Annotated in this window: 21 protein-coding genes and 1 riboswitch; of the genes, 10 read left to right on the plus strand and 11 right to left on the minus strand. The window is 72.0% G+C overall.

Going from position 1 to position 25064, the window contains the following annotated elements:
• Window positions 1-276 precede the first annotated feature (276 nt).
• The 3 genes from GNZ18_RS38875 (at window position 277) to GNZ18_RS38885 (ending at window position 2564) form a co-directional block, all read left to right on the plus strand.
• Window positions 277-855 carry an Rv1733c family protein gene (locus tag GNZ18_RS38875; protein ID WP_156222238.1) on the plus strand — a complete coding sequence of 193 codons (579 nt, stop codon included), beginning with the start codon at window positions 277-279 and terminating at the stop codon, window positions 853-855.
• 259 nt (window positions 856-1114) lie between these two features.
• Window positions 1115-1825, plus strand: coding sequence for a restriction endonuclease (locus tag GNZ18_RS43935; RefSeq protein WP_173391017.1), 711 nt, complete (start codon window positions 1115-1117; stop codon window positions 1823-1825).
• Window positions 1826-1853: 28 nt separating this feature from the next.
• Window positions 1854-2564 (plus strand): class I SAM-dependent methyltransferase, encoded by a 711-nt coding sequence (locus GNZ18_RS38885; RefSeq protein WP_156222241.1) that lies wholly within the window; start codon window positions 1854-1856, stop codon window positions 2562-2564.
• Window positions 2565-2568: 4 nt separating this feature from the next.
• Here GNZ18_RS38885 and GNZ18_RS38890 read toward each other — a convergent pair whose 3' ends face one another.
• Window positions 2569-3483 carry an NAD(P)-dependent oxidoreductase gene (locus GNZ18_RS38890; RefSeq protein WP_156222243.1) on the minus strand — a complete coding sequence of 305 codons (915 nt, stop codon included), beginning with the start codon at window positions 3481-3483 and terminating at the stop codon, window positions 2569-2571.
• 50 nt (window positions 3484-3533) lie between these two features.
• Between GNZ18_RS38890 and GNZ18_RS38895 the strand changes: the two genes are divergently transcribed.
• Complete coding sequence (locus GNZ18_RS38895) at window positions 3534-3962, plus strand: MerR family transcriptional regulator (RefSeq protein ID WP_214618136.1); 429 nt, start codon at window positions 3534-3536, stop codon at window positions 3960-3962.
• On the opposite strand, the gene GNZ18_RS38900 is transcribed toward GNZ18_RS38895, so the two are convergent.
• The 5 genes from GNZ18_RS38900 to GNZ18_RS38920 all read right to left on the minus strand — a co-directional run bounded on the left by GNZ18_RS38900 (window position 3943) and on the right by GNZ18_RS38920 (window position 8755).
• The gene (locus GNZ18_RS38900) at window positions 3943-4713 is read right to left on the minus strand and encodes an ABC transporter ATP-binding protein (protein WP_156222246.1); all 771 of its coding nucleotides are present in this window, start codon (window positions 4711-4713) and stop codon (window positions 3943-3945) included. The two genes, GNZ18_RS38895 and GNZ18_RS38900, sit on opposite strands and share 20 nt — an antisense overlap.
• Window positions 4710-5744 (minus strand): FecCD family ABC transporter permease, encoded by a 1035-nt coding sequence (locus tag GNZ18_RS38905; protein WP_312875003.1) that lies wholly within the window; start codon window positions 5742-5744, stop codon window positions 4710-4712. Before GNZ18_RS38905 ends, GNZ18_RS38900 begins: the two co-directional genes overlap by 4 nt.
• Entirely contained in the window at window positions 5741-6721 is a 981-nt protein-coding gene (locus tag GNZ18_RS38910; RefSeq protein ID WP_156222248.1) for an ABC transporter substrate-binding protein, read from the minus strand. The genes GNZ18_RS38905 and GNZ18_RS38910 overlap by 4 nt, the downstream gene beginning before the upstream one ends.
• A 35-nt stretch (window positions 6722-6756) precedes the next feature.
• Window positions 6757-6955: riboswitch (cobalamin riboswitch) on the minus strand.
• Window positions 6956-7076: 121 nt separating this feature from the next.
• Window positions 7077-8126: an alpha/beta fold hydrolase gene (locus GNZ18_RS38915; protein WP_156222250.1), complete on the minus strand. Its 1050-nt coding sequence runs from the start codon at window positions 8124-8126 to the stop codon at window positions 7077-7079.
• Between the two features lie 323 nt (window positions 8127-8449).
• Entirely contained in the window at window positions 8450-8755 is a 306-nt protein-coding gene (locus tag GNZ18_RS38920) for an STAS domain-containing protein (protein ID WP_173391018.1), read from the minus strand.
• A 298-nt stretch (window positions 8756-9053) separates the two neighbouring features.
• Here GNZ18_RS38920 and GNZ18_RS38925 point away from each other — a divergent pair, with 298 nt between their 5' ends.
• The 4 genes from GNZ18_RS38925 to GNZ18_RS38940 all read left to right on the plus strand — a co-directional run bounded on the left by GNZ18_RS38925 (window position 9054) and on the right by GNZ18_RS38940 (window position 14006).
• Window positions 9054-9749: a TetR/AcrR family transcriptional regulator gene (locus tag GNZ18_RS38925; protein ID WP_214618131.1), complete on the plus strand. Its 696-nt coding sequence runs from the start codon at window positions 9054-9056 to the stop codon at window positions 9747-9749.
• 98 nt (window positions 9750-9847) lie between these two features.
• Entirely contained in the window at window positions 9848-11197 is a 1350-nt protein-coding gene (locus GNZ18_RS38930) for an NAD(P)/FAD-dependent oxidoreductase (RefSeq protein WP_214618130.1), read from the plus strand.
• A 1147-nt stretch (window positions 11198-12344) separates the two neighbouring features.
• The gene (locus tag GNZ18_RS38935; RefSeq protein ID WP_281378251.1) at window positions 12345-13160 is read left to right on the plus strand and encodes an alpha/beta hydrolase; all 816 of its coding nucleotides are present in this window, start codon (window positions 12345-12347) and stop codon (window positions 13158-13160) included.
• Window positions 13161-13328: 168 nt separating this feature from the next.
• Window positions 13329-14006 carry a TetR/AcrR family transcriptional regulator gene (locus GNZ18_RS38940; protein ID WP_312875004.1) on the plus strand — a complete coding sequence of 226 codons (678 nt, stop codon included), beginning with the start codon at window positions 13329-13331 and terminating at the stop codon, window positions 14004-14006.
• Between the two features lie 7 nt (window positions 14007-14013).
• Here GNZ18_RS38940 and GNZ18_RS38945 read toward each other — a convergent pair whose 3' ends face one another.
• Window positions 14014-15543, minus strand: coding sequence for an acyl-CoA carboxylase subunit beta (locus tag GNZ18_RS38945; protein WP_156222255.1), 1530 nt, complete (start codon window positions 15541-15543; stop codon window positions 14014-14016).
• 416 nt (window positions 15544-15959) lie between these two features.
• On the opposite strand from GNZ18_RS38945, the gene GNZ18_RS38950 reads away from it, so the two are divergent.
• On the plus strand, window positions 15960-17462 hold the full coding sequence (locus GNZ18_RS38950) for a 4-hydroxyphenylacetate 3-hydroxylase family protein (protein WP_156222257.1): 1503 nt from the start codon (window positions 15960-15962) through the stop codon (window positions 17460-17462).
• A 58-nt stretch (window positions 17463-17520) separates the two neighbouring features.
• Here GNZ18_RS38950 and GNZ18_RS38955 read toward each other — a convergent pair whose 3' ends face one another.
• From GNZ18_RS38955 to GNZ18_RS38965, 3 genes are read right to left on the minus strand one after another with little or no spacing between them, the layout of a single operon-like run.
• Window positions 17521-18993 (minus strand): tryptophan 7-halogenase, encoded by a 1473-nt coding sequence (locus GNZ18_RS38955; protein ID WP_156222259.1) that lies wholly within the window; start codon window positions 18991-18993, stop codon window positions 17521-17523.
• Between the two features lie 13 nt (window positions 18994-19006).
• Entirely contained in the window at window positions 19007-20611 is a 1605-nt protein-coding gene (cmdF, locus tag GNZ18_RS38960; RefSeq protein ID WP_308166076.1) for a tyrosine 2,3-aminomutase, read from the minus strand.
• A 5-nt stretch (window positions 20612-20616) separates the two neighbouring features.
• Entirely contained in the window at window positions 20617-23673 is a 3057-nt protein-coding gene (locus GNZ18_RS38965; RefSeq protein WP_156222264.1) for a non-ribosomal peptide synthetase, read from the minus strand.
• Window positions 23674-23869: 196 nt separating this feature from the next.
• On the opposite strand from GNZ18_RS38965, the gene GNZ18_RS38970 reads away from it, so the two are divergent.
• Window positions 23870-24118 carry a phosphopantetheine-binding protein gene (locus GNZ18_RS38970; RefSeq protein ID WP_216651580.1) on the plus strand — a complete coding sequence of 83 codons (249 nt, stop codon included), beginning with the start codon at window positions 23870-23872 and terminating at the stop codon, window positions 24116-24118.
• Window positions 24119-24212: 94 nt separating this feature from the next.
• On the opposite strand, the gene GNZ18_RS38975 is transcribed toward GNZ18_RS38970, so the two are convergent.
• On the minus strand, window positions 24213-24905 hold the full coding sequence (locus GNZ18_RS38975; protein ID WP_312875005.1) for an O-methyltransferase: 693 nt from the start codon (window positions 24903-24905) through the stop codon (window positions 24213-24215).
• Between the last annotated feature and the right edge of the window lie 159 nt (window positions 24906-25064).

Consider the following 25064-nt stretch of genomic DNA (forward strand, 5'->3'; position numbering starts at 1 on the left):
TCGCCTTTCGCCAGGCCATCGGCCCGGGTGCGGGACTCCGGAGGGAGGAGGGCCCCGCGTGCGGGTCAGGCCCGATGGCCGGGCCGCTGTGTCGCGCCGCCCTCTGCCGCGGCGCGCGGCTGGACGTCGTCCACGTGCTACCCCGGGAAGGCGGGCCCAAGCCGCGCCCGGACGGCGAGCAATTTGGAAGTTTGCGACGATATAGGGACATTGGGCCCTGCCGCCGACCTGATCGCTTGCCTAGCCTCACACTAGGAACGGACGAGGGAGGCGGCTATGGGGCCGAGCGGAGCGGCGTCGGGCTTCGACCGGCTACGGCGGAGGTTCGGCTTCGACCACAACGCGCTGCGCCGCGACGTGGACCGCAGGCAGTGGATGCTCGGAATCGCGCTGCTCATGCTGTTCCTGAGCCTCGCCCCGCCGCTGTGCGCGTGGGCGGGCCGGAGCGTCTACGCCTCGGGCGTCCGCGCCGAGCGGCAGGAGAGGGCGACCCGGCACGAGGTCAGCGCCACCGTCCTGCGGGTCGAGGACATGCGCTCGGGACGGAAGGTCACCGTGACCTGGCGTGAGCCCGACGGCACCGCGCGGACGGGGTCGTTCACCGCCTTCCACGGCGGCACGGCGGGCCAGCGGCGCGAGGTGTGGGTCGGGCCGTCGTCGCAGGTCACCGACGAGGCGCCGCGCCACCACACGCGGACGGTCGGCGACACCCTGACCGTCGCGCTCGGCAGCGCGATGGCCCTCGGCATGCCGCTGCTGGGGCTGTACCTGATCATCCGCTACCGCTGCGACCAGCGCCGATACCGCCTGTGGGACGCGGAATGGGCGCGCTTCGGCACCCGCCGAATCCCCTAGCCGACCGCCGAGGGCCTCGACCGAAAAATCGGCAAATTTGCCAGAAAAGGCGTTCAGGGTCGGAGGTCAGATGCGGCGCCCCGACCCTGACCTCCGGTTCGCGTTTCGGATATCCCTAACGCGCGAAGTTGATCATCCGGCCGGATGGCCTCATGTGGACGCGGCGTTCTGAATTCGCGGGACGGGGGCCGATTCTGTCACGGATCCGTGTTTCCATCGCAGGATGAAGACCCCTCCTAGAAAAGGGAGCGGCGGGCCGGTGGCGCGCGTTCGGCCGAGCCCCTTCCACGAACACCGGCACCGCTGGCTGATTCCCGACTGGGTCACCCGGCTGAGGCTCCCCCGGAACGCCGGAGAATGGGGCTACACGGGTCTCGGGGCACTGGTCGCGGCGCTGGCGGCCGGGCTGGCCGTGAAGCAGGCGATCGCGCACCCGCTCATCGCGCTGGCGGCCCTCGCGGGCGTGTGGTGGCTGGTCGACCGCTGGTACCGGGCGCGCTGGGCGCGCGAGAAGGTGCGGCGCGAACGGCTCGCCGCCCTCTCGTGGACGATCGGCGAACTCGACGACATGACGTGGCTGAACTTCGAGGTCGCGGTCCGCGACCTGATGCGCCGGGACGGGATCGAGGCCGAGCACGTCGGCAAGACGGGCGACTTCTCCGGCGATGTGATCGGCCTCGATCCCGTCCTCGGCGAGAGCTGGATGGTCCAGGTCAAGCACTACGGCCCGAAGTCCAAGGTCACCTCCGATGACGTCCAGAAGGTCGCGGGCGCGGCGTGGCCGATCTACCGGGCGAAACTGACCCTGGTCGTCACCACCAACACCTACACCCGCGACGCCCGGAGGTTCGCCACCAAGGCCGGGATGCACCTCATCGACCGCGAGCGCCTGGTCGACTGGGCCGGGCGCGGCATCCACCTGTACGAGGTGCTCGGCATCGCCCCGCGCCCCCAGCGCTCGGCCTCCTGAGCCCCGGCCGGCGAAGTACGCTGGGGCGATGTTCTCGCCCCAGGGTCCGTCGCTGCGCGAACTGGCGGTCCAGTCGCTGTCCTCGGTCGAGCGCGGCTACGACCTGCTCGCCCCGAAGTTCGACCACACGCCCTTCCGGACCCCCGACGCCATCCTCGACGCGACCACCGACGCGCTGCGTCCGCGCGGCCTGTTCGAGCGGGGGCTGGACGTGTGCTGCGGCACCGGCGCGGGCATGCGGACGCTCGAACCGCTGTGCAAGGAACAGGTCGCGGGCGTCGACTTCAGCACCGGAATGCTCGCCCGGGCACGCGAGGCGCACCCCGGCGCGGAATGGATCCGAGCCGACGTCCGCGCCCTTCCCTTCTCCGAGGCATTCGACCTGGCCGTCACCTTCGGCGCCCTCGGGCATCTGCTGCCCGCCGAACGTCCGGCGCTCTTCGCCGGGGTGCACCGCGCGCTGCGGCCGGGCGGCCTGTTCGCCTTTCCGATCGGCGCGCCGCCGCCCATCGCGTCCGTCGGGTATTGGACGCTGCTCGGGTTCGACGCGGCCATGCGGATCCGCAACGCGATATGGCGCCCCCCGTTCGTCATGTACTACCGCACCTGCCCTCTCCAGGCGATGCGCGACGATTTGGCGGCGGCCGGGTTCACGGTGACGACCACCCCGCTGGAGGGCCTGGGCCGCCGGGAGGACGGAAGCCCGCGCTACCGCCTCCTCCTCGCCCGCAAGCCCTGAACGGTCAGGCCGGCGCGGGCTTGCGGAACTGCTCGATCAACGCCGCGTAGCCGTCGCCGCCGCGCCCGGCCGCCACCGCCCGTCCGGCCAGATCCTGGATGAGCCTCGGCAACTCGGCGTTGACACCGAGCGCCTCGCTCTCGGCGACGAGGTGCCGCATCGCGGCCACGTGGGTGTCGATGGTGGAGTCGTAGGCCGGATACACGCCGTCGTCGACCTGCCGCGCGTAGTCCGGCAGCCAGCCCGTCACGGTCTCGATCCCCTTGGTCGCGATCGGAACGAACGCCGACGCGTCGACCCCGGCCGCGCCGAGAAGGGCGGCGCTCTGCAGAAAGCCGTTCAGAATGTTCCACATCAGGCTCAGCACGGAGACGTCGTACAACGACGCCAGCCCATGGTCGTCCCCGAGGTACGTGACGCCCGCGCCCAGACTGCTTAGCGCCGACTCGTGCGCTTCGAAGGCCGATCGCGGCCCGCTGTAGAGGACGAGGGCGTCCTTTCCGATGCCCTCGGGAACGGCCAGGATCGCCCCGTCGAGATAGCCGGCCCCCGCCCATTCGGCGGTCTCCCGCGCCTCCCGCGGCGTTCCCGAGGTCAGGTTGACCAGGACCCGCCCGCCGAGGACGTCGCCCAGCGGTTCGAGGAGCCCCCGCACCCCTTCGTAATCGGTGAGGCAGACGACGACGAGCGGACTCGCCGCCACCGCGTCACCGACGGAGTCGGCGAATTGCGCGCCCCGCGCCACGAGGCCCTCACCCTTCGCGGCCGTGCGGTTCCATATGGTCGTGGGATGCCCGGCGTCCAGAAAGGCTCCGGCCAGTGCCTGCCCCATCAGCCCGAGCCCGATGACGGTCACGGGGGTGCGGTCGGCGCCCTGGTCGGGCGCCGCGTGCTCTTTTTCGGTCGTGTTGGAGGTCATGGCAGAATCATCAACGTTCATATCGATATGAAGGTCAAGGGGGAACGTCCGTGCGGATCGGGGAGTTGGGCCGGCGGGCCGGAGTCCACACGCACCAACTGCGCTACTACGAGGCCCAGGGCCTCCTGGAGCCCGGCCGCGGCTCCAACGGCTACCGCGAGTACAGCGACGACGACGTCCTGACCGTGTACCAGATCAGGAAGCTGCTCGGGGCCGGGCTGTCCACCGAGGAGATCGCCTACATGCTCCCCTGCGTCAGCGGCGTGAGCCTTGAGATCGAACCGTGCTCCGAACTCATGGACGTGCTCAACGCCCGCCTCGACGGGCTGGACGAGCGCATCGACACCCTCACCCGCTCCCGCCGGGCCCTGCACGACTTCATCAAGAACACCGAGATGCGCGCCCCGCAGAACTGCGAGACCACCCACAGCGACGCGGAAAGGGCCGCTCACCCCATGGTCAGTCCGGGAGGACGGTGATCTGCGGGGCGGCGGTGCGCGGGTGTGCGCTGACCTCCGCGTTGACCCGGTAGACCCGGGCCAGGAGTTCCGGGGTCAGGACCTCGCCGGGCGGGCCGGCCGCCAGCAGGGCTCCCTCGTGGAGGACGCAGAGGCGGTCGCAGAACGCGGCGGCCAGGTTCAGGTCGTGCAGGGCGATCAGGGCGGTGGCGCCCAGGCCGCGGACCAGGCGCAGAGCGTCGATCTGGTGGCGCAGGTCCAGGTGGTTGGTGGGTTCGTCCAAGACCAGCGCGGCGGGACGTTGGGCCAGGGCGCGGGCGATGAGCACGCGTTGCTTCTCGCCGCCGGAGAGGCGGTCGAAGGGGGCCTCCGCCAGGTGCGCGACGTCCAGTTCGGCGAGCGAGCGCAGAATGATGTCGCGGTCGTTCGCGTCGTCGCCCTGGAAGGCGCGTTTGTGCGGGGTGCGGCCCATCGCCGCCACGTCGTAGACGGTCAGTTCGAAGTCGCCGGGCGTTTCCTGGAGAACGGCGGCCAGCCGCCGCGCGAGCCTTTTCCCCGGCATTCGCCAGACGTCCTCGCCGTCCAGGAGTATTCGGCCCGAGGTGGGGCGCGATGCCCGGTAGAACGTGCGGAGAAGGGTGGACTTCCCGGCGCCGTTGGGGCCGACCAGGCCGACGACCTCGCCGGGGGCGATGTCCAGGGAGACCGCGTCGACCAGGGTCCGGCCGTCCATGGCGACCGACACCTTCTCGGCCCGCAGCGCCACCGTCATCGGGCCGCCTTCCGGCGCATCAGCCAGAGGAAGAAGGGGCCGCCGACCAGGGCGGTGAGGACGCCGACGGGGATCTCCTCAGGCGCGACGAGCGTGCGCGCGGCCAGGTCGGCGAGGATCAGGAACGCCGCGCCGAGCAGCGCGACGGCCGGGAGCGCGCGGCGGTGGTCGGCGCCGACCAGCAGCCGCACCACGTGCGGCATCATCAGCCCGACGAACCCGATCGAGCCGCTGACCGCCACGACCGCGCCGATCATCAGCGCGACCAGCACGAACAGGGACGCGCGGAACCGGTGCACGTCCAGGCCCAGCGCCGCGGCGGCCTCCTCCCCGGCCAGCAGCAGGTTCAGGTGCCGGGACACCCCCAGCAGGACCGCGGTCCCGGCCAGCACGATCACGGCCGGGATCCACACGACCGTCCACCGCGTCCCGGCCAGGCCGCCCAGCATCCACCGCAGCGCCGACTCGGCCGCGCGCGGGTCGTCGGAGCTGATCACCAGGTAGCTCGCGACCGCCGACAGCACCTCGGCCGTGGCGACCCCCGCGAGCACGAGGCGCACCGTGGTCATCCGCCCGCCCGAGCGGGCCAGCAGGTAGACCGCGACCAGCGCCGCGAGCGCGCCGCAGAAGGCGGCGAGCGGGAGCGAGAACGCCCCGAACCAGGCCAGGTGGAACACCACGACCGTCACCGCGCCGACCGTCGCGCCCGACGAGACGCCGAGCAGCATCGGGTCGGCGAGCGGGTTGCGGACGAGGGCCTGGAGCGCCGTCCCGCACACCGACAGGCCCGCCCCCACCACGCCGCACAGCAGGACCCGGGGCAGCCGCACGTCGATCACGATCGTCTCGCGGACCGGCGGCCACGCCGGCTCGGCCAGCGCCGGGTGCGCCCGGTGCAGCAGGATGCCCCAGACCTGGTCCGGCGGGACGCGGACGGATCCGACCGCGACCCCCGCCGTCGCCGCCGCCAGCACCAGCGCGCCGAGGCAGGCGAGCACCAGCGCGTATCCGGCACGCCGGACGCCGGTCACGCGAAGCGGTCCGGGTGCAGCTGCCGGGCGAGCGCCTCCACCGCGCCGGCCGCCCGCACGCCGGTCACCGTGGACGACAGCGGCAGCACCGCGAACCGGCGGTTCCTGATCGCGGGGACGTCCTTCAGCGCGGGGTTCGACAGCAGGAACCGCTTCTTCGCCTCGGCGCTCTGGTCGCCGTAGTCATAGATCAGGACGACGTCCGGCGCCCGCTCGGCGAACTGCTCGAACGAGACGTCCCCGTAGGGTTTGCGCACGTCGGAGAACAGGTTGGCGCCGCCCGCCAGCCGGATGATCTCGTTGCCGATCCCGGCGCCCCCGGCGGTGAAGACCGTCTTGTCGCCGCTGTCGTAGACGGCGACCCTGGTCGGCGCGGTGCCGGTGGTCTTGCTCTTGACCCGGTCCAGGACGGCACGTAGCGCGTTGATCCGCTTTTCCGCGCGCTCGGGCACACCGAAGATCTTGGCGATGGTCCGGATCTCCTCCTCGACCGTCGCCATCGTCACCGGGCCCCGGGGGCACTCCTCGATGTTGAGGTGGGTGTCGATCCCGGCCTCGCGCAGGGCCGGCCGTCCGCGGCCCTCCTTCTCGTCGAACGTGCTGGACCAGCCGCCGTAGACGAAGTCGGGCTCGGCCGCCAGCAGCGCCTCGAAGGACGGGTACTCCTTGGACAGCACCTTCACCCGGTCATAGGCGGCCTGGAACTCCGGCAGGACGCGGTCGTCGAGGAAGCCCGTCCCCACCATGGAGCGCTCCAGCCCGAGCGCCAGCATCACCTCGGTCGCGTGCTGGTTCAGCGACACCGCGCGCCGGGGCGGCCGTTCGTAGGTGGTCGTGACCCCGCAGTTCGCCACCGTCACCGGGAATCCGGGCGGCGCCGCCCCGCTCCCGCCCACCGCGTCCGTACCGGTGGAACCGCATCCGCCCGCCAGCAGGGCCGCGGCGGCCAGCAGCCCCGCGAGTCGTGCCCATGGCATCCCGCTCTCCTCTCTGGGGAGATCCGCCCCAGGTCAGTTGAGGAGGCGACCGCGTGAGTCTCCTGGCTCTCGGGTCAACGCTCGTCCCGGCCTTCCCTGCCGCTCGCGCGGTGGTGGCCTCGCTCGGGATCCGCTCGCCGATCACAGTGGCGGGACCGCGCCGGATTCGCACCGGCTTCCTCGTTCCGCCGTCGCCTACCCGCACATGGTGGCACACCTCGCTCTTGCCACAAAGTCGCAATAAGCCCGAATCGCCTGGTCGCCGCTCTGTCGGAGGCGGGGCGCAGCATGCGGGCGCCCCGGCGGCCGGTCAAGGGGTGGACCGGCCGCCGGGGCGCGGCGCGAGGGCAGGGCGTCAGCGGGCGCAGCCCGCCAGTTCGGGGGTGGTGGGCTTGGTGTCGGCGCCGCCGAAGAACAGCGCCGAGCACTGCTGGAGGAAGGCCGGGTTCTCCTCGGGGATCCAGTGGCCGCTGTCGGGGGCGACGACCGTGCGGACGTCGGTGGCGACGGCGCCGAAGGACTGCCCGACGGCGGGGCCGAACACGTCCGCCGCGCCCATGGCGAGGACCGGGATCGTCAGCTTCTGCTCCGCCAGCCTCTTGTTGTCGGCGGCGTTGGTCGGGTAGGCGCGGTAGTAGTCGAACCCGGCGCTGCGGTGGGCGGCGTCGGAGTAGGCGTCGATGTAGGTCGACTGGGCGATCGCCTTCGGGTACTTGGCGGCGGCGAACAGCCAGCCCAGGTAGGTCGAGACGTGCGCCCGGTCGTTCACGAGCTGCTCGGGGACCGGCGCGGCGGTCATGTTGAACTGGAAGTGCCAGCTCAGGCCGTACGCGGACTCCAGCCCGAAGCCGTTGAGCGGGGCTTCGAGGACGGCCATGCGCGAGACGCCGCCGGGGAAGTTGCGGGCGTAGGGGTAGGCGACCAGCGCGCCGACGTCGTGGCCGAGGATCGCGACGTTGTCGTAGCCGAGCCTGGTCACGCCCTGGTGGAGTTTCGCCGCGACCGTGACCAGGTCGTACTTGCGGTCGGTGGGGATGGAGGACCTGCCGAGGCCCGGCAGGTCGAAGGCGATCACCGTGTGGGTCTTGGCGAGTTCGGGCATGACCTCGTGCCACTCGTACCAGGTCTCGGGCCACCCGTGCAGCAGCACCAGGGCGGGCCCCTGGCCGCCCTTGACGTAGTGCAGCGACCCTCCGTCGACCGGGACGAACCCGTGGCGGAAACCGCGCAGCCCCGCCAGGTCGCCCTGGCCGGGCAGCGCCGCCGGCCTGGACGCGGGGGACGCGGTGGCGGCCGTCGTGCCGAACAGCAGCGCGGCGACGGCCACGACCGCGCCGATGACGAGGCCCAGCCCGCGGGCGGGCCTCCGCGCGCCCGCCCCGTCGAGATTTCGCTTGGTATTCATGCCAGGCTCCCCTCCACATATGCAACACATGCGATCCCCGATCACCGGCGCCACTGACGCCGCCTCGGATATTACGGGGGATGCCCATGGGAATGAAGTGGCCGCGACGATCTTCGCCGCCGGGCCGCGAATTGAGCACGAACGAAGAAATCGGGTCACCTACGGTGCCGCAGTGATCACTCAATCCCTATTGGGTCGGCGAATCGCGCCCTAGCCGGAACCGGCCAATCCCCGCCTTGCCGGTTTCGATGCCGGCGCGCCCCGCATGACCTTCGGTGACGGCACGGCGACGACGAGAAACGGCCGAGAAATCCTGGCGGTTCTCAGGGGCCGTACAAGGGGAGCGTGTCGGACAGGCCGATCATCTCCAGCAACTGCACGAGTTCGGCATTCGGGCGGTACAGCCTTATCTCATGGCCCAGGCGGCGTGCCGTGAGCTGCATGCGCAGCAGAATTTCGAGCGTCGCCATATTCGGGCCCGCCGAGCCGCCGAGGTCGCAGACGACCTCGCGGGGCGCCGCGTCCGACTCCCGCAGGGCCTCGCGCAGCCGCTCGCAGGGGTCGTCACCGGGGGTCGCGGCGTCCAGCCGGATGAAGACGGGGACGGCGTCCTGCTCGGGTCGCTCCATGCGCGGTCGCTCCCATGATCGAGGGCCCCCGAGGACCGGCCGTTTGCGGTAGCGCCCCATGCTCACACCCGCCGCCGCCCGCCGCCATCTCGTGCCGTGCGCACCCGGCCGGCGGCCGCCCGCACGATCGGAGATTTCCGCCGATCAGCGGGTGATTAGCCTCGGGAAGGTCGCCGGAATGCCACCGTCCGCGATGCACGCATCCGGCCGGTACGAGTCTGGACGCACCGAGGAGGGACCGTCCCATGCGCGTACGAACGTCCCGACCAGGGGCAGCCCGCAGGCCCCAGGCGCCGTCGTGAGCCCCCGCCGATCCGACCCGCTCATCAGGCCCACGCTGATCGACATCGGGGCCCGGCTGATGTCGGAGGAGGGCCCCCGCGCCCTGTCGACCCGGCGGCTGGCGGCCGAGGCCGGATGCTCCACGATGGCCGTCTACACCCATTTCGGCGGCATGAGCGGGCTCGTCCGCGAAATGGTCCACGAGGGCTTCGCCCGGCTCCAGGTCCACTTCTCCCATGTCCTCGACACCTCCGATCCCGTCGCGGACATGGCGCTGCTCGGCCGCGCCTACCGCTACAACGCCCACCGCAATCCGCATCTGTACAGCATCATGTTCGGCACCTCGACCCACGCCGGTTTCTCGCTCACCGAAGAGGACCGCCAATACGGCCGATACACGCTCGCGAAGGTCGTCCACACCGCGCACCGCTGCATCACCGACGGACGCTTCAGCACCGATGATCCCGAGCTGGTCGCCCACCACATGTGGACGGCGCTCCACGGCCTGGTGACGCTCGAACTCGGCCATTACCTCATTCCCCCCTACGACCCCGACACGTGCTTCGAGAGCCAGCTCGTGAACCTCATGACGAGCGCGGGCGACAGCCGCGCGGCGGCGTCCGGGTCGGTCGCCGCGTCGCTGCTCCGGCTGGTCGGCGAGGTCGAGGACGTCAATGGCGACGCCCGCGCCGAAGGGGCCGCGCGCCCGTGAACGGCCGGACGCCACTCCAGCAATCCAGAAGGTGCCCGGTCGCGGGCGGGCTGCGACGGTGAATTCCAGTGCGGACAGAGACTGAAGGAGATGATCGGGTGGGTGCCAAGATCGGAAACCGCGCGGTACTGCTCGGTGGAAGCATCGCCGCCCTGTTCGCGGCGCGGGCGCTGGCGGAGGGGTACGAGGAGGTCGTCCTGGTCGACCGGGACGAGTTGGTCGGGGTGCGGGAGGTGCGCCGGGGAGCGCCGCAGGGCCGCCACATCAACGGCCTGCTGGCGCGCGGGTCGCGGGCCATGGAGGAGATGTTCCCCGAGATCACGGCGGAGCTCGTCAGGGACGGCTGCCCGCTGACGGACCTCGCGGGGACCGTCCGCTGGTACTTCAACGGGGTGCCGCTCCAGCAGACCCGTGCCGGGTTGACCAACGTGGCGGCCAGGCGTCCGCTCATGGAGGCGCACGTCCGCGAGCGGGTGCAGGCGTACGAGAACGTCACGTTCATGGAGAAGCACGACGTCCTCGGTCTCGTGACCAACGACGACAACTCCCGCGTCATCGGCGCGCGCGTCCAGCCGCGCGACACCGAGGGCGAGGAGATCGTGCTGGACGCCGACCTCGTCATCGACGCCACCGGGCGCGGCTCGCGCTCCCCCGTCTGGCTCACCGAACTCGGCTACGGCCGGGTGCAGGAGGACGGGGCGAAGATCGGGCTCGGCTACGCCAGCCGCCACTACGTCCTGAAGTCCGACCCGTTCGGCAAGGACCACTCGATCATCGTGGTGGCCTCGCCCGACCGCCCCCGCGGCGCGATCTTCACCAAGACCGACCACGGCACCGTCGAGTTGACCACCTACGGCATCCTCGGCGACCACCCGCCGACCGACCCCGAGGGGTTCACCGCCTTCGTCAAGACGCTGGCGGCACCGGAGATCTACGAGTCGATCGTGGACGCGAAGGCGATCGACGACCCGGCCCTCTACAAGTTCCCGACCACGCTGCGCCGCCGCTACGAGAAGTTCAACCGGTTCCCCGAGGGCTTCCTCATCATCGGCGACGCGGTCTGCACCCCGAACCCCGTCTTCGCCCAGGCGCAGACGCTGGCCGCCCTGGAGGCGCTGGCGCTGCTCAAGCACATGCGGAGCGGGAAGGCGCCGTCCTCGCTGGAGTTCATGCGCGAGGTCGGCCAGATCATCGACCCGGCGTGGGAGATGACCCGCGGCATCGACCTCAGCTTCCCCGGCGTCGAGGGGGAGCGCAGCCGGAAGCTGAAGATGATGCAGGCCTACATGACGCGGGTCATCATCGCCGCCACCCAGGACGCCACCGTCACCGAGGCGTTCATGCGGGCGGCCGGTCTCGTCGACCAGCCGCAGGCGCTCATGAAGCCCGGCCTGATGATGCGCGTGATGCGCACGTCGAACCGCGTCCTGGCCGCGGCCAAGGGGTGATCCAGGGTCGGCGGGCCTCGTGCCGGCCGACCTCGTCCTCGGGGGGCGGGCGCCATCATGGCGCCCGCCCCCCGTCGTCGTGAGGCCGGTCAAGGGGCGGGCTCCTCGGCGGGGTCCCGGGCGGGGACCTCGGCCGGCCCCTCGGCGGGCACGGCACGCGGCGCGCCCGCGACGGCCTCCGGCCGCGCACGCCCACGTGCCGCCGGTTCCGCCATCGCACCCATACCCGTCCCCCTCCGGTCGCAGGATCGCCGCACCCGCACGGCTCGGTTATGTGACGACGGGGCGCCGGAAAACTCACCGCGGGCGTCCCGCACACCGCTTCAACTGCGGTCGTGCCGAGGGCACCGCGTGTCCCGCGAGATCGACCACCGGAACCGGCCGACATGTAATTGCGGTTAGCGCACGAGCACTTATTGATCCATTTCCTCGGCCGCCACCCCCGCGGCCCCGGTCGCCGAGGGCACGATGGCCCTGTTCGGGCTGGTCAGGGCCGCTGCCGCCGCGGCTGGACGGACGGCGGCGCGCAGGGCGGGCCGGCCGGGGCGTCCCGCGCCGTTGCGGGTGCGGATACGGAGTATGGTGGCCGTGCCGGGCCGGGCTCACCGGATCTGAGCCGGGCGGCGGCGTGGGGTCGTGCCGCGTGCGCGGGTGTGGGAACGCCGAGGCCGGGGCCCCTGCGGTGAGGTCATCTACAGCGAACACGCGCTAGCGGCCCCATTGGTGAACGCGTGCTCGACGGCGCCGGCGTGGTCGCGGGGCAGGGCCGGCCGAGGGCAGGGCCGGCCGGGGGCCGGGCCGGGGCGGGCACGACCGTGACGGTCGGGGGGCCGGGCTTCGGCCCGCGCAGGGTGAAAGGGCTGTCGGTGAGGACCGCGTCATACCGCCGTAACCGGGACGCCTCCCGTGGTGGGACGGCGCGCCGGACGGCTGCCGCGTTCCAAGGGCCGCCGATACGGAACCCGACCCGCCGATCCGCCGCCCGCACCGTCCCCCAACGGCGCGGCTCGGCTCTTGACCTGGAACCTGTGTGCGTCAGGATCATGGCCATTCACCGCCGGATCCAAGCGGGGGCCATTGTCGCGACAAAGCTCGTCCCGCAGTGGTGCGATCATTTTGAACTGACATCGTGAGTCGGTCCGCTCCGATGCGGAAGGGAAGGCCAGATCTCGTGCAGACGTACGTATTGATCCCCGGGACTTGGATGGGTTCCTGGGTTTGGGAGGGTGTCGCCGAGGGCCTGCGCGCCCGCGGCCACTCCGTCCATCCCGTCACGCTGTCGGGCCTCGCCGAGTTCGGAGCGGACGTCTCCGAAATCGGGATCGAACGGCATGTCGAGGACGTGGCGTCCGTCGTCGGCGCCCTCGACCAGGTCATCCTGGTCAGCCACAGCACCTCGGGGCTGGTGGCCGGGGTGGTCGCCGACCGCAGCCCCGACCGGGTCGTCCACTCGGTGTACGTGGAGGCGTTCGTCCCGCATGACGGGCGGTCGGCCATTGACGCGTTCGGCGAGCCGCTGCGCACCGCCGAGCTCCGCCTGATCGAGGAGCACGAGGGCCGGTGGCCGACGCCCGACGCCGAGGCGGTGGCCGACGGCCAGGGGTTGACGTCCGAGCAGGCGAAGTGGCTGACCGACCGGCTGATCGACCATCCGGGGCGCCCGCTCACCGAGCCGATCCGGCTGACCCGGCCGGTGGCGGAGCGGCGCGCCACCTACGTGGTGTGCGGGCTGGAGCATTTCGACGGGCGGCTCCCGGCGGACGTGGAGCGGCTGCGGTCCTCGCCCACCTGGCGGTTCCGCACGCTCGACACCGGCATCTGGCCGATGGTGTCCGCGCCGGGAGAGCTGGTCGCGCTGCTGGACGAGGTCGGCGCGGAGGTGGCCGCGGAGGTGGCAGCCGAGGCCGACCGGCCGGACGCGGCGCGCCGCGAACCCGAGGGCGATCACCCCACCACCCCTTGAACCGCTATTTTCCAGACTTGTTGCCCCAAATCTCACTTTTTCCCTATAACACGACACCCCCAGGAAATTAGGTCCACACGCGAGCAGCGGCTAGTATCGGCGCATTCACCCTTTCATCATTCGGGTAAGGAAGTGGTGTCTTGGACGGGGACGCGTGGCGGCGCACTCGTGGACGCGACCGTGTCGCCCCGGCGGCCTGATCCCCGACTGACCACCAGGCTGATCGACATCGGTGCCCGGCTGCTGGCACAGGGCGGGCCCGGAGCGCTGTCGACGCGGCGGCTGGCGGCCGAGGCGGGATGCTCGACAATGGCCGTCTACACCCATTTCGGCGGCATGAGCGGGCTGGTCCGCGGAATGGTGCACGAGGGTTTCGCGCGTTTGCAGCGCGCCTTCTCCGGCGTCGTGGACTCGGCCGATCCGGTGGCCGACATGGCATTGATCGGCCGCGTCTACCGCGACAACGCCCGGACGAATCCCTATCTCTACGCCATCATGTTCGGGACGGCGACGCCGGCCGGTTTCTCGCTGACCGACCAGGACCGCCAGTACGGCCGGTTCACGCTGGCGCGGGTGGTGGAGACCGCGGCGCGCTGCGTCGCCGCGGGCCGGTTCACCGGCGCCGACGCGGAACTGGTGGCGCACCAGATGTGGAGCGCGATCCACGGGCTCGTGACGTTGGAGCTGGGCGGATATCTGGTTCCGCCCTATGACCCCGACACCTGTTTCGAGAGCCAGCTCGTCAGCCTCATGGTCGGGCAGGGGGACGCGCCCGAGGCGGCGTCGGCCTCCGTCGAGGCGTCGCGTCCCGCGCTGGAGCGGCTCCGGCGCGGCACCGGCGCCTGAGCCCCGCTCAGAGCGGCCCGTTCCCGTGCTTGCGCGCCTGTACGCCCTCCTGCTTGTCGGCGAGCATCGCCAGGCCGCGCGCGACGGCGGCGCGGGTGTCGGCCGGGTCGATCACGTCGTCCACCAGGCCCCGCTCCGCCGCGTAGTAGGGGTGCATGAGCCGCTCGGTGTAGTCGGCGACCAGCTTCGCGCGCAGCGCCGCCGGGTCGTCGGCGGCCGCGAGCGCGCGGCGGTGGACGAGGTTGACGGCCGCCTCGGCGCCCATCACGGCGATCTCGTTGGTCGGCCACGCGAGCGAGAGGTCGGCGCCGATCGAGCGGGAGTCCATCACGATGTAGGCGCCGCCGTAGGCCTTGCGGACGATCACCTGGACGCGCGGGACCGTCGCCTCGCAGTAGGCGTAGAGGAGCTTGGCGCCGTGCCGGATGACCCCGGCGTGCTCCTGGTCGGTGCCGGGGAGGAAGCCGGGGACGTCGACGAGCGTCACCAGCGGGATGCCGAAGGAGTCGCAGAACCGGACGAAGCGCGCGGCCTTCTGCGCGGCCGCCGCGTCCAGCACCCCGGCCAGCACCATCGGCTGGTTGGCGACGATCCCGACGACCCGGCCGTCGATCCGCGCCAGGCAGCAGATCACGTTGGCGGCCCAGCGCTCGTGCACCTCGATGACGTCGGCGTCGTCCACCAGCTCGCCGATCACGAGCCGCATGTCGTAGGGCCTGTTCGGCTCCACCGGCACGATCTCCGCCAGCGCGGGCCGCTCGTCGGCGGTCGCGCCGCGCGGGGGCCCGGCGGGCGCGGGCTCCAGGTAGTTGCCCGGCAGCATCGAGACCAGGTAGCGGACCTCGTCCAGGCAGCTCTCCTCGTCGTCGTGGACGAAGCTCGCCACGCCGGTGCGCCGGCCGTGCACGTCGGCGCCGCCCAGTTCGGCGTGCGTGACGCGCTCGCCGCTGACGGCCTCGATGACGTCGGGCCCGGTCAGGTACATCTGCGCGGTGTCGCGGACCATGAAGGTGAAGTCGGTGAGGGCGGGCGAGTAGGCCGCGCCGCCCGCGCACGGCCCGAGGATCACGCTGATCTGCGGGATGACGCCGGACGCGCGGACGTTGCGGCGGAAGATCCCGCCGTACCCGTCGAGCGCCATCACGCCCTCCTGGATGCGGGCGCCGCCGCTGTCGTTGAGCCCGATCAGCGGCGCGCCGTTCGCCAGCGCCAGGTCCATCAGCTTCTGGATCTTCGCGGCGTGCGCCTCGCCGAGTGAGCCGCCGATCACGGTGAAGTCCTGGGCGTAGACGAACACGCGGCGGCCGTCGATCGTCCCCGAGCCGGTGACGACCCCGTCGGTGTGGGGACGCGCGCCGTCCTCGCCCCGGGCGCGGCGGAGCGCGTCGAGCTCGATGAACGAGCCCTCGTCGAGGAGGAGGCCGAGGCGCTCGCGCGCCGTCCGCTTGCCGAGCGCGCGCTGCCGCGCGACCGCGGGCCCGGCGCCCGCCGCGACGCGGTCCGCCAGCGCGCGCCGCCGCTCCCGCAGTTCGCGCATCGTGGCCGGCGCGGCCGGCGCGGCCGGAATGGAACGGCTCGGCGGAACGACTCGCGGAGCCGGCGCGCGGCCGTTCACCGGCCGCGGAACGGGTACGGGGACGAAATCTATCTCCGAGGCGCTCAAGGACTCATCTCCCCCGTGCGTGACCGCAATTAATTCTGCTGACAGCGTGCCGTAATGGCGTTCTCCCGGCTTCTCCCCACGTGCGCCCGTCGATCATTTATTGATAACACCATTTTATAACGCATTTCCATAACACCGCCCGATGAAAAGGGCGGCGGGGGCCCGAGCGCACGTCGCGAGATGTGGCCGCGCGGCGGCCCGGGGGATGCTGGCGACGCCAGGCGCGCGTCCCGGGCCACCGGGCGCCGCCCCGGCCACCGCGATCGACGAGCGAAGGAAGGCGGCTGGTGATGCCCGAGACGAGGCCGTACACCGGCGCGGAGTACGTCGACAGCCTGCGTGACGACCGCGAGGTCTTCCTGGACGGAGAGCGCATCAAGGACGTCACCGCCCACCCGGCGTTCCGCAATCCGATCGCGATGACGGCGCGGCTCTACGATTCCCTGCACGACGAGAAGACCCGTCCGGTGCTCACCGTTCCGCTGGACGGCGGCGGCGAGGGGTACACGCACCGGTTCTTCACCGCGCCGCGCAGTTCCGAGGACCTGGTCGCCGACCAGGCCGCGATCGCGCTCTGGGCGCGGATGAGCTATGGGTGGATGGGGCGCGGCCCCGACTACAAGGGGTCCTTCCTCGGCACGCTGGGCGCCAATGCCGAGTTCTACGGCGAGTACGCGGACAACGCCCGGCGGTGGTACCGGCGGGCGCAGGAGCGCGTCCTGTACTGGAACCACGCGATCGTGCACCCGCCCGTCGACCGGAGCAGGCCGCCGGACGAGGTCGCCGACGTCTTCGTGCACGTCGAGCGCGAGACCGACGCGGGCCTGGTGGTCAGCGGCGCCAAGGTCGTGGCCACCGGCTCCGCGCTCACCCACCACACGTTCGTGGCGCACTACGGCGTGCCGGTACGGCGCAAGGAGTTCGCGCTCGTGGCGACCGTGCCGACCGGCGCCCCGGGGGTGAAGCTGATCTGCCGGCCCTCCTATACGGCGGCCGCGGCGGCGGGCAGCCCGTTCGACTATCCGCTGTCGGCGCGCATGGACGAGAACGACTCGATCCTCGTCCTCGACAAGGTGCTCATCCCCTGGGAGAACGTGTTCGTCTACGGGGACCTGGGCAAGGCGCAGACGTTCACAGGCCAGTCGGGCTTCGTGGAGCGCTTCACCTTCCACGGCGCCACCCGGCTGGCGGTGAAGCTGGAGTTCATCGCCGGGCTGCTCGCCAAGGCGCTGGACCTGACCGGCGTCGCCGACTTCCGGGGCGTGCAGACCCGGCTCGGGGAAGTGCTCGCCTGGCGGAACCTGTTCTGGGGCCTGTCGGACGCGGCGGCCCGCAATCCCGTCCCCTGGAAGAACGGCGCCGTCCTCCCCAATCCGGACTACGGGATGGCCTACCGGTGGTTCATGCAGATCGGCTATCCGCGGATCCGGGAGATCGTCCTCCAGGACGTGGCGAGCGGCCTGATCTACGTCAACTCCAGCGCCGCCGACTTCCGCGACCCGCGCGTCCGCCCCTATCTCGACAAGTACCTGCGCGGCTCCGGCGGCGCGGACTCGGTGGAGCGGGTCAAGCTCATGAAGCTGCTGTGGGACGCGGTCGGCACCGAGTTCGGCGGCCGGCACGAGCTCTACGAACGCAATTACGCGGGCAACCACGAGAACACCCGGCTCGAACTGCTCGGGGCCCAGACGCTCGGCGGGCAGCTCGCGTCCTACAAGGACCTCGTGGACCGGTGCATGGCCGAATACGACCTCGACGGCTGGACGGTGCCCGACCTGAATTCGTCCCTTTGACCGAGCCCTGGCACAAAGCGATGAAGGCCGCGCGTGACGCGCGGCCTTCATCGTCTCGTCAGGCCGCCTGATCGGGCGGCGTGGTCCAGTGCGTGCCGTCGGTCGTGGGGATGAGCCCGTGCGGGCGGATCGGGGTGGTGTCGTCGGTGTCACCGGTGGCCTGGAGTTGCAGGCGGATACCGGTGCGGGTGACCGATCGGGCCAGGCTGGTGTGCAGCAGGTCCCGGTCGGGCGCCACCTGCTTCGTGTCGCCGTCGATGGTCTGGACGGCCTGGGACAGTTCCTGGATGGCGGTCGTCCTCGCGGTGAGGGCGGTCTCGCCGGAGGAGCCGCCGCCGACGAGTTCGGCGAAGGACTCCAGTTCGGTGCCGGTGTGGTCGGTGACCTTCTTGGCGCGCCAGAAATAGGAGTGCTGGTCCTGGTGCATGTCGTAGAAGGCGACGAGGAAGTCGTGGAACCGGGCGTACTCCTGCCGGTACCGCGCCTCGTACTCCTCCATGCATGCGGTCTCGGTGAGGGCGCCGGTGAGGACGGTGTTGATCGAGCGCGCGGCGAGCAGGCCGGAATAGGTGGCCAGGTGCACGCCGGAGGAGAACACCGGGTCGATGAAGCACGCCGCGTCCCCGGCCAGCACCAGTCCGGGCGCGGTGAAGGCGTCCTGGATGTAGGAGTAGTCCTTGCGGACGCGCACCTGCCCGTACGGGCCGGTGGTGACGCGGGGAACACCGTCGAGCAGATCGGCGATGAACGGGCATTCCCCGATCAGCGTTTGCAGGGCTTCGGCCCGGTCGCCCCGGACGCGTTCGAGGGCCTCGGGCAGCAGGACGGCGCCGACGCTGGTGAGTTCGTCGTTGAGGGGGATGTACCAGAACCATCCCGACGGGAACGCCGCCGCGATGATGTTGCCCCGGTTCGGCGGCGGAAGCCGTTTCCCGCCCCGGAAATAGCCGAACAGCGCCAGATTCCGGAAGAACTCCGAATAGCGCCGCGTCCCGCCCGTTTCGGTGTGGATGCGCGACCCGTTCCCGGAGGCGTCCACGACGAACCGCGCGGCGGTCTGGTGCTTGACGCCCTCGGAGTCGTGCCAGGTCACGCCGCTGACGCGGTCGCCCTCGCGCAGGAGGCTGGTGACGGTGGCCTCCTCGCGGACGTCGACGCCGGTGGCGCGGGCGTTGTCGAGCAGGATCTGGTCGAACCGCATCCGCTCCACCTGCAACGCGGTCGAATGCGGCCCCGCGAAACGCGGGGAGGCGGCGAAGGCGAACGTCCACGGCTCGGGGCTCGCGCCCCAGCGGAACGTCCCGCCGCGTTTCACCGTGAACCCCGCCGCCTCGACCTTCTCGCTCACGCCGAGCAGGCGGCAGATCCCGTGCACGGTCGCGGGGAGCAGCGATTCGCCGATCTGGTAGCGGGGGAACCGCTCGCGCTCCAGCAGCAGCACCCGGTGCCCCTCGCGGGCGATCAGGGTCGACACCGTCGACCCGCACGGGCCGCCGCCGACCACGACCACATCGAAGCCGGGCTCGTCCATTGCTGTCTCTCCTTCAGTGGAGGGTGGTGCCGGTGCCGGCGACGGCGGTCAGGAACTCGCCGCGCTCGATCATTCCGGCGACCTGCTCGATCTCGTCGGCCATGAACCGGTCGGCGTCCAGGGTGGGGACGGTGGCGCGGATGTGGTCGTAGACGGCCCGCCCGGCGGGCGACAGGCCGGCGGCGCGGTCGGCGATGTCGACGGCCTGGGCGGCGGCCAGGAACTCCACCGCCAGGATGTAGCGGTTGTTGTCCAGCACCCGGCGGGCGTTGCGGGCGGCGATCAGGCCCATCGAGACGATGTCCTGGTTGTCGCCGTTGGAGGGGATGCTCTGCGTCGAGGCGGGGCCGATCGTGCGGTTCTCGGCCACCAGCGCCGTCGCCGGGTACTGCGCCCCCGCGAACCCGCTGTTGAGCCCCGGGTCGCCCGCGACGAGGAACTCGGGGAGGCCGTAGCTCAGGTGCCGGTTCAGCATCCGGTTGGTGCGCCGCTCGGAGAGCACGCCGAGCTGCGTCAGCGCGACCATGGTGAAGTCCATCGCGAACGCGACCGGCTGGCCGTGGAAGTTCGCGCCGTGGAACACCTCCATGCCCTCGAAGAACAGGGGGTTGTCGTTGGCGGAGTTCAGCTCGATGTCGACGACGCGGCGGCCGTGGTAGAGGGTGTCGCGGACGGCGCCCAGCACCTGCGGGATCGCCCGCATCGAGTACGCCTTCTGCATGTACATCTGGGTGCGCTGCACCCCGTCGCCCTCGCGGCGTTCGGCCTGCACCGACTCGCGCATCTGCGCGTGGGAGACGACCAGGCCGCTGCCCGCCAGCAGGGCGCGCAGGTTCGCGGCGGTGTCGATCTGGCCCGGGTGGGGGCGGGCGATGTCGTGGCCCTCGGGCTGGAACCCCCCGGTCGAGCCGCGCAGCGCCTCCACGGCCAGGGCGGTGACGATCTCGGCCTGGCGGACCTGGTCCAGGCCGCGCTCCACGATCAGGGCGCCCAGGCCCGTCATGCCGGAGGTCCCGTTGATCAGCGCGAGCCCCTCCTTGAACCGCAGCCGGACGGGTTCGATGCCGAGTTCCCGCAGCACCGGCCCGGTCGCCACCTGCCCCTCGCCGTCCTTGCCGAGGAGGTAGCCCTCGCCGATCAGCGCCATCGCGATGTGCGACAGCGGCGCCAGGTCGCCGCTCGCCCCGAGCGACCCCATCTGCGGGATGGCCGGGGTCAGCCCCGAGTTCAGGTACAGCGCCAGCCGCTCCAGCACCTCCGGCCGCACCGCCGAGTGCCCCTTGGCGAGGGCGTTCAGGCGGGCCGAGACGATCGCGCGGGCCTCCACCGTGTTGAACAGCGGCCCGACACCGGCCGCGTGGCTGCGGACCAGGTTGGTCTGCAACTCCACCTCGTGCGCGCGGTCGACGAGCATGTAGATCATCTCGCCGTACCCCGTGGTCACCCCGTAGACGGGGACGCCCTGGCTCACCAGGTCCTCGAACTGGCCGCGGCTCTTGGCGGCGCGTTCCAACGCGCCCGGCGCCACCGCGCAGGGGGTGCCGGACTCCGCCACCCGCCGCACGTCGGCGGTCGTCACACCCGCACCATCGAAAACAACCCGCGACTCCGAATCCACCAAACTCAACCTCTCACTCGATCACGACGGCGATCGTCGTTCTTGGGACGGGAATGGACAGTGGCGGACTCGATCAGAGCCGCCATTCCGGCGAGTGAAGGGCGCAGCAGGCATTCCCGGAGGGAGACCGGCACGCCGAATCTGCCGTGTATTCGCTGGGTGAGCGTGGGTACCAGCAGCGAATGGCCGCCGGCGGAGAAGAAGCTCTCCTCGACGGTCTCCGGGGCGGCGCCGAGCAGGTCGTGCCAGATGCGCGCCAGTTCGCGTTCGGTATCGGACGCCGGGGCGCGGCCCCGCCGGGACAGCACCCGGGCCGGGTCGGGCAGCCGGCGCCGGTCCACCTTCCCCGCGATGTTGCGCGGCAGCCCGGCCTCCAGGACGTGGAAGGCGATCAGCCGGACGGACGCGCCGAGCCGCTGGTTCAGATGGGCGCGCCAGGCGTGCGGGGCGGCCTCGGCGCCCTCCCGGGGCACGACGTAGGCCAGCAGGTGCGTGACCAGGCCGTGGTCACCGGTGACGGGGACGACCGCGCACTCGCGCACCGACGGGTGCGCCGCCAGCTCCGCCTCGACCCCGGAGATCTCGACGCGGTTGCCGCCGAGCTTCACCTGGTGGTCGCGGCGGCCGCGGAACTCCAGCGTCCCGTCGAAGCCCCAGCGGCCGAGGTCGCCCGTCCGGTAGCAGCGGGTCGCCCCGCCCATGCCCCGGACGGGGCGGAACGCGCCCGCGTCCTCGCCGCCGAGGTAGTCGGCGGCGGCGTACGGGCTGCGGATCACGATCTCCCCGGTGACGCCCGCCGGGCAGGGGCGGTCGTCGCCGTCCAGCACGAGCACCTGGCGGCCCGGGATGGGGCGGCCGATCGGGACGGTCGCGGCCACCGGCCCGGTGAACCTGTGCCAGGTGGCGGCGATGGTCTCGGTCGGGCCGTAGCCGTTGAAGACCCGCGCGTGCGGCGCCGCCGCGCGCAGCCCGTTCACCAGGCCCGCCGGGAGGGCCTCGCCCATCAGCGCGACGCGGTCCAGCGTCCGGGGCCATCCGCCGGCGTGGTCGCGGGCGGCGCGCAGCAGTTCGGCCGCGAAGCTCGGGACGGTCTGGAGGAAGGTGATCCGCTCGTCCCGCAGCCACTCCAGCAGCGGCTCGGGGTTCAGCCGGAGCCGGTCGGGGACCACGCACAGCGTGCCGCCCGCGACCAGCGTCGCGAAGATCTCGCACAGGCTCGGGTCGTGTTCGGGGGCGACCCACAGGGCGACGCGCGAGCGGGCGTCGATGCCGCATTCGTCCGCCAGCCAGGCGGCGAACTGGACGAGCGCGCCGTGCGTCTGCGCGATGCCCTTGGGCTTGCCGGTCGAGCCCGAGGTGTAGGCGGCGTAGGCGAGCCGGCCCAGGTCCGACGGCGGGACCGGGACCGGGGCCGCGCCGTCGGGGGCGGGGTCGGAGGGGAGGAGCAGCGTGCCGCCGAGGTGGTCGCGGTACCAGCGCTCCAGCGGCGCGTCCGGGGTCTCGGTGACCAGGCAGGCGGGGCGCAGCTCGGTCAGCACCGACCGGCCGCGCTCGCCCGCGTCCCCCGGCCCGAACCACACCACGTGCCCTCCGGCCAGGTGCGTGGCGAGCGACGCGGTGAGCTGCGCGGGGCCGTGCCCCATGCGGATGGCCACGGGCGCGCGGTCGACGCCGATGCCCGCCAGCCGGGACGCGAGCGCGGCGGCCCGCTCCATGAGCGTGCGGTAGGGCAGCCGGCCGTCCGGCCAGGTCATGGCGGTGCCGTCGCGGTGCCGCCCGATGAGCGTGTGCACCGGCTCGCGCGGGGCGTCCGCGCCGAGCCGATCGTCCGGACGCGGGGCCCGGTCCTCCAACGGCAGGTCGCCGATCGGGACGTCGGGGTCGGCGGCCGCCGCCTGGACCAGGGTCCGCAGGTGGTCGAGCATCGCCGCCGGCTCGGGCGCGTGCGGGTGCACGCGGTAGCCCAGCCTGCCCCGGACCGTGCGGCGCGCCTCGTCCAGGCTCAGCCACAGGTCCGCGAGTTCGGTGTCGGCCGCCGGGAGGAGCTCGGCGCGGGCGTCCCCGAGGACGAGGGCGCCGTCCGCGGTGACCGGCGGGACGAACGTCGCGTCGCCCCAGGGGACGCGGTCCGGGTCGCGGTCGGCGCGTATCGACCGTATCGCCTCGGCGAACGGCAGGGTCCGGTGCCGGTGCGCCTCGGCGTGGGCGCGGGCGACCCTGGCGACCAGCTCGGCGAAGGACGGTCCGCCCGAGGCGTCACCGCACACCACCACCGGGTTCTCCAGCGGCCCGACCGTGCGCTCGAAACCCGCCGGACGCGCGTCCATCGGCACCGTGACCGGCACGGCGCCGCCACCGGAGTACCGGGACAGCAGCGCGTGGAACGCCGCGAGCAGCACGATCTCGGACGTGGTGCCGCACCGGTCGGCGAGCGCGGCCACCCGCGCGGCGGACCCGGGGCCCCAGTCGAAGGGCACCGCGACGGGCGCGCCGCCGCCGCGGTCGAAGGGCAGCGCGGGCGGGGGCGCGGTGAGCGCGCCGTCCCAGAACCGGCGCGCGCGCTGCCACCGCGCCCGCCCCTCCCACCGCAGGTAGTCGGCGTATCGAGGGGCGTGGACGGCAGGCGCCCGGCCGGTGCCGTAGGCGGTGGACAGCTCACCCGCGAGCAGCGCCAGCGAGGCGCGGTCCGCGACCGCGCGGTGCGCCTCCAGCAGGACCCTGTGCTCGGACGGCCCGGTCCGCACGACCGTGAGCCCGGCCACCGGGCCGTCGGCGAGGTCGAGGAGGCGTCCGGTCGCGGCGGGGGCGAGCGGGGAGACCCGCGGCACCGGCCGTCCGTCCCGCTGCCGGATCCGGGTGCGCAGGATCCGGTGCCGCTCGGTGACGGCGCGCCACGCCCGCTCCAGCCCGCCGGCGTCCAGCTCGCCCGTCACCCGGTAGGCCCTGCGCAGGATCATCGCGGGCGCGGACGGGTTCAGCCGGTCCAGGAACCAGAGCCCCTCCTGGGCGCGGGAAATGGCGGTCCGCCGCTCCCGTGATGCCGGTGAATTCGTCGCCGCCATTTCACCTCCTTTGACAGTTATGGATCCTCACACGCGGTCGACCGGCGCGCTTCTCATGAAATGCGCGGCGACTCCCCTGGCCAGGGCGAAGAAAGCGCAATCACCAGGATGCCGGGCCGCTTCGCACGCGATGACGATGGACGTGCTTCGCCGCGATCACCGGCGGCATTGTCCACGAGAAAAAGGGAGCCGCATGATGGGTGACTTGAGTCCGCAGGAGATCGAGGGCCGGGTCAGGAAGATCTGGGCGGACGTGCTGAACGCCGGGGAGGGCGAGGAGGACGCCACGTTCTTCGAGCTCCAGGGGCAGTCGATCTCCGCGGCCCGCATCGTCGCGCGGGTGGAGGACGAGTTCGGGGTGGTGCTGGACATCGGCGTCCTTTTCAACGACTGCGACGCCGGAACGCTGGCCCGCGAGGTCGCGGCGACCGCTCAGCGGTCCTAAGGGGAAAAGGAAGTACGGGCGGTCCGGATCCGGGGTACCGAGCTTGTGGTGAGGATCCGGACCGCCCGCGTTCTCGGGGCGCCCGCCTTGCCGGTCAGCGCTTGCGGGCGATGGTCAGGCCGTCGGCGATCGGCAGCATGACCGTGTCGAGCCTGTCGTCGGAGGCGAGCGCCGCGTTGAATTCACGGAGCTTTCGCGCGCAACCGCGCATGAGCGCGTCGCCGGCGAGGTCGGGGTCCATGACATAACCGTCGAGAAGGACGTTGTCGGCGATCAGCAGACCGCCCGGCCGCAGCAGCGGAACGGCCAGCGCGTGGTAGTTCAGGTAGTTCATCTTGTCGGCGTCGACGAAGACGATGTCGGCCGCGAGGCCGTCCGGGAGCGCGGCGAGCGTGCGGCCCGCCGCGCCCAGGCGGAAGTCGATGCGGTCCGCGACGCCCGCCAGCTCCCAGTGCTCGCGCGCCAGGTCGGCGTGCTCGTCGGACACGTCGCAGGTGATGACCGTCCCGCCCGCCGCGAGCCCCCGGGCGAACGCCAGCGCGGACAGGCCGGTGAACGTCCCCACGTCCACGACGGTCCGCGCGCCGACGGTCCGGGCGAGCAGGGTGAGCAGGGCGGCCTGCTCGGCGGGCACCATCATGCCCGCCTGGTCACCGAGCGCGGCGGTCTTCTCGATCAGGCTGGTCAGCACGGCGTCGGGCGGGGTGCACGAGCGCGCCAGGTAGGCGCGCATGGCCTCGCTGACCGGCACGTGCTTGACCGCGGGGGACGGAACGGCGCCGCTCACGGTGTTCTCCCTCCTGGACGGACGCGTCGCTGGTCAGATGTAGAGGGTGTTGGGTTCCTGGTCGCACAGGATCCGCCCATGCAACTCGGCGTTGGTCTCGGGGTTCATCAACGCGTGCAGGTTCACCGCCTGCACATCGGCCAGGATCTGCCCCATCGA

It is taken from the genome of Actinomadura litoris, assembly GCF_009733595.1.
In the GTDB taxonomy this organism is placed as follows: Bacteria; Actinomycetota; Actinomycetes; order Streptosporangiales; family Streptosporangiaceae; genus Spirillospora; species Spirillospora litoris.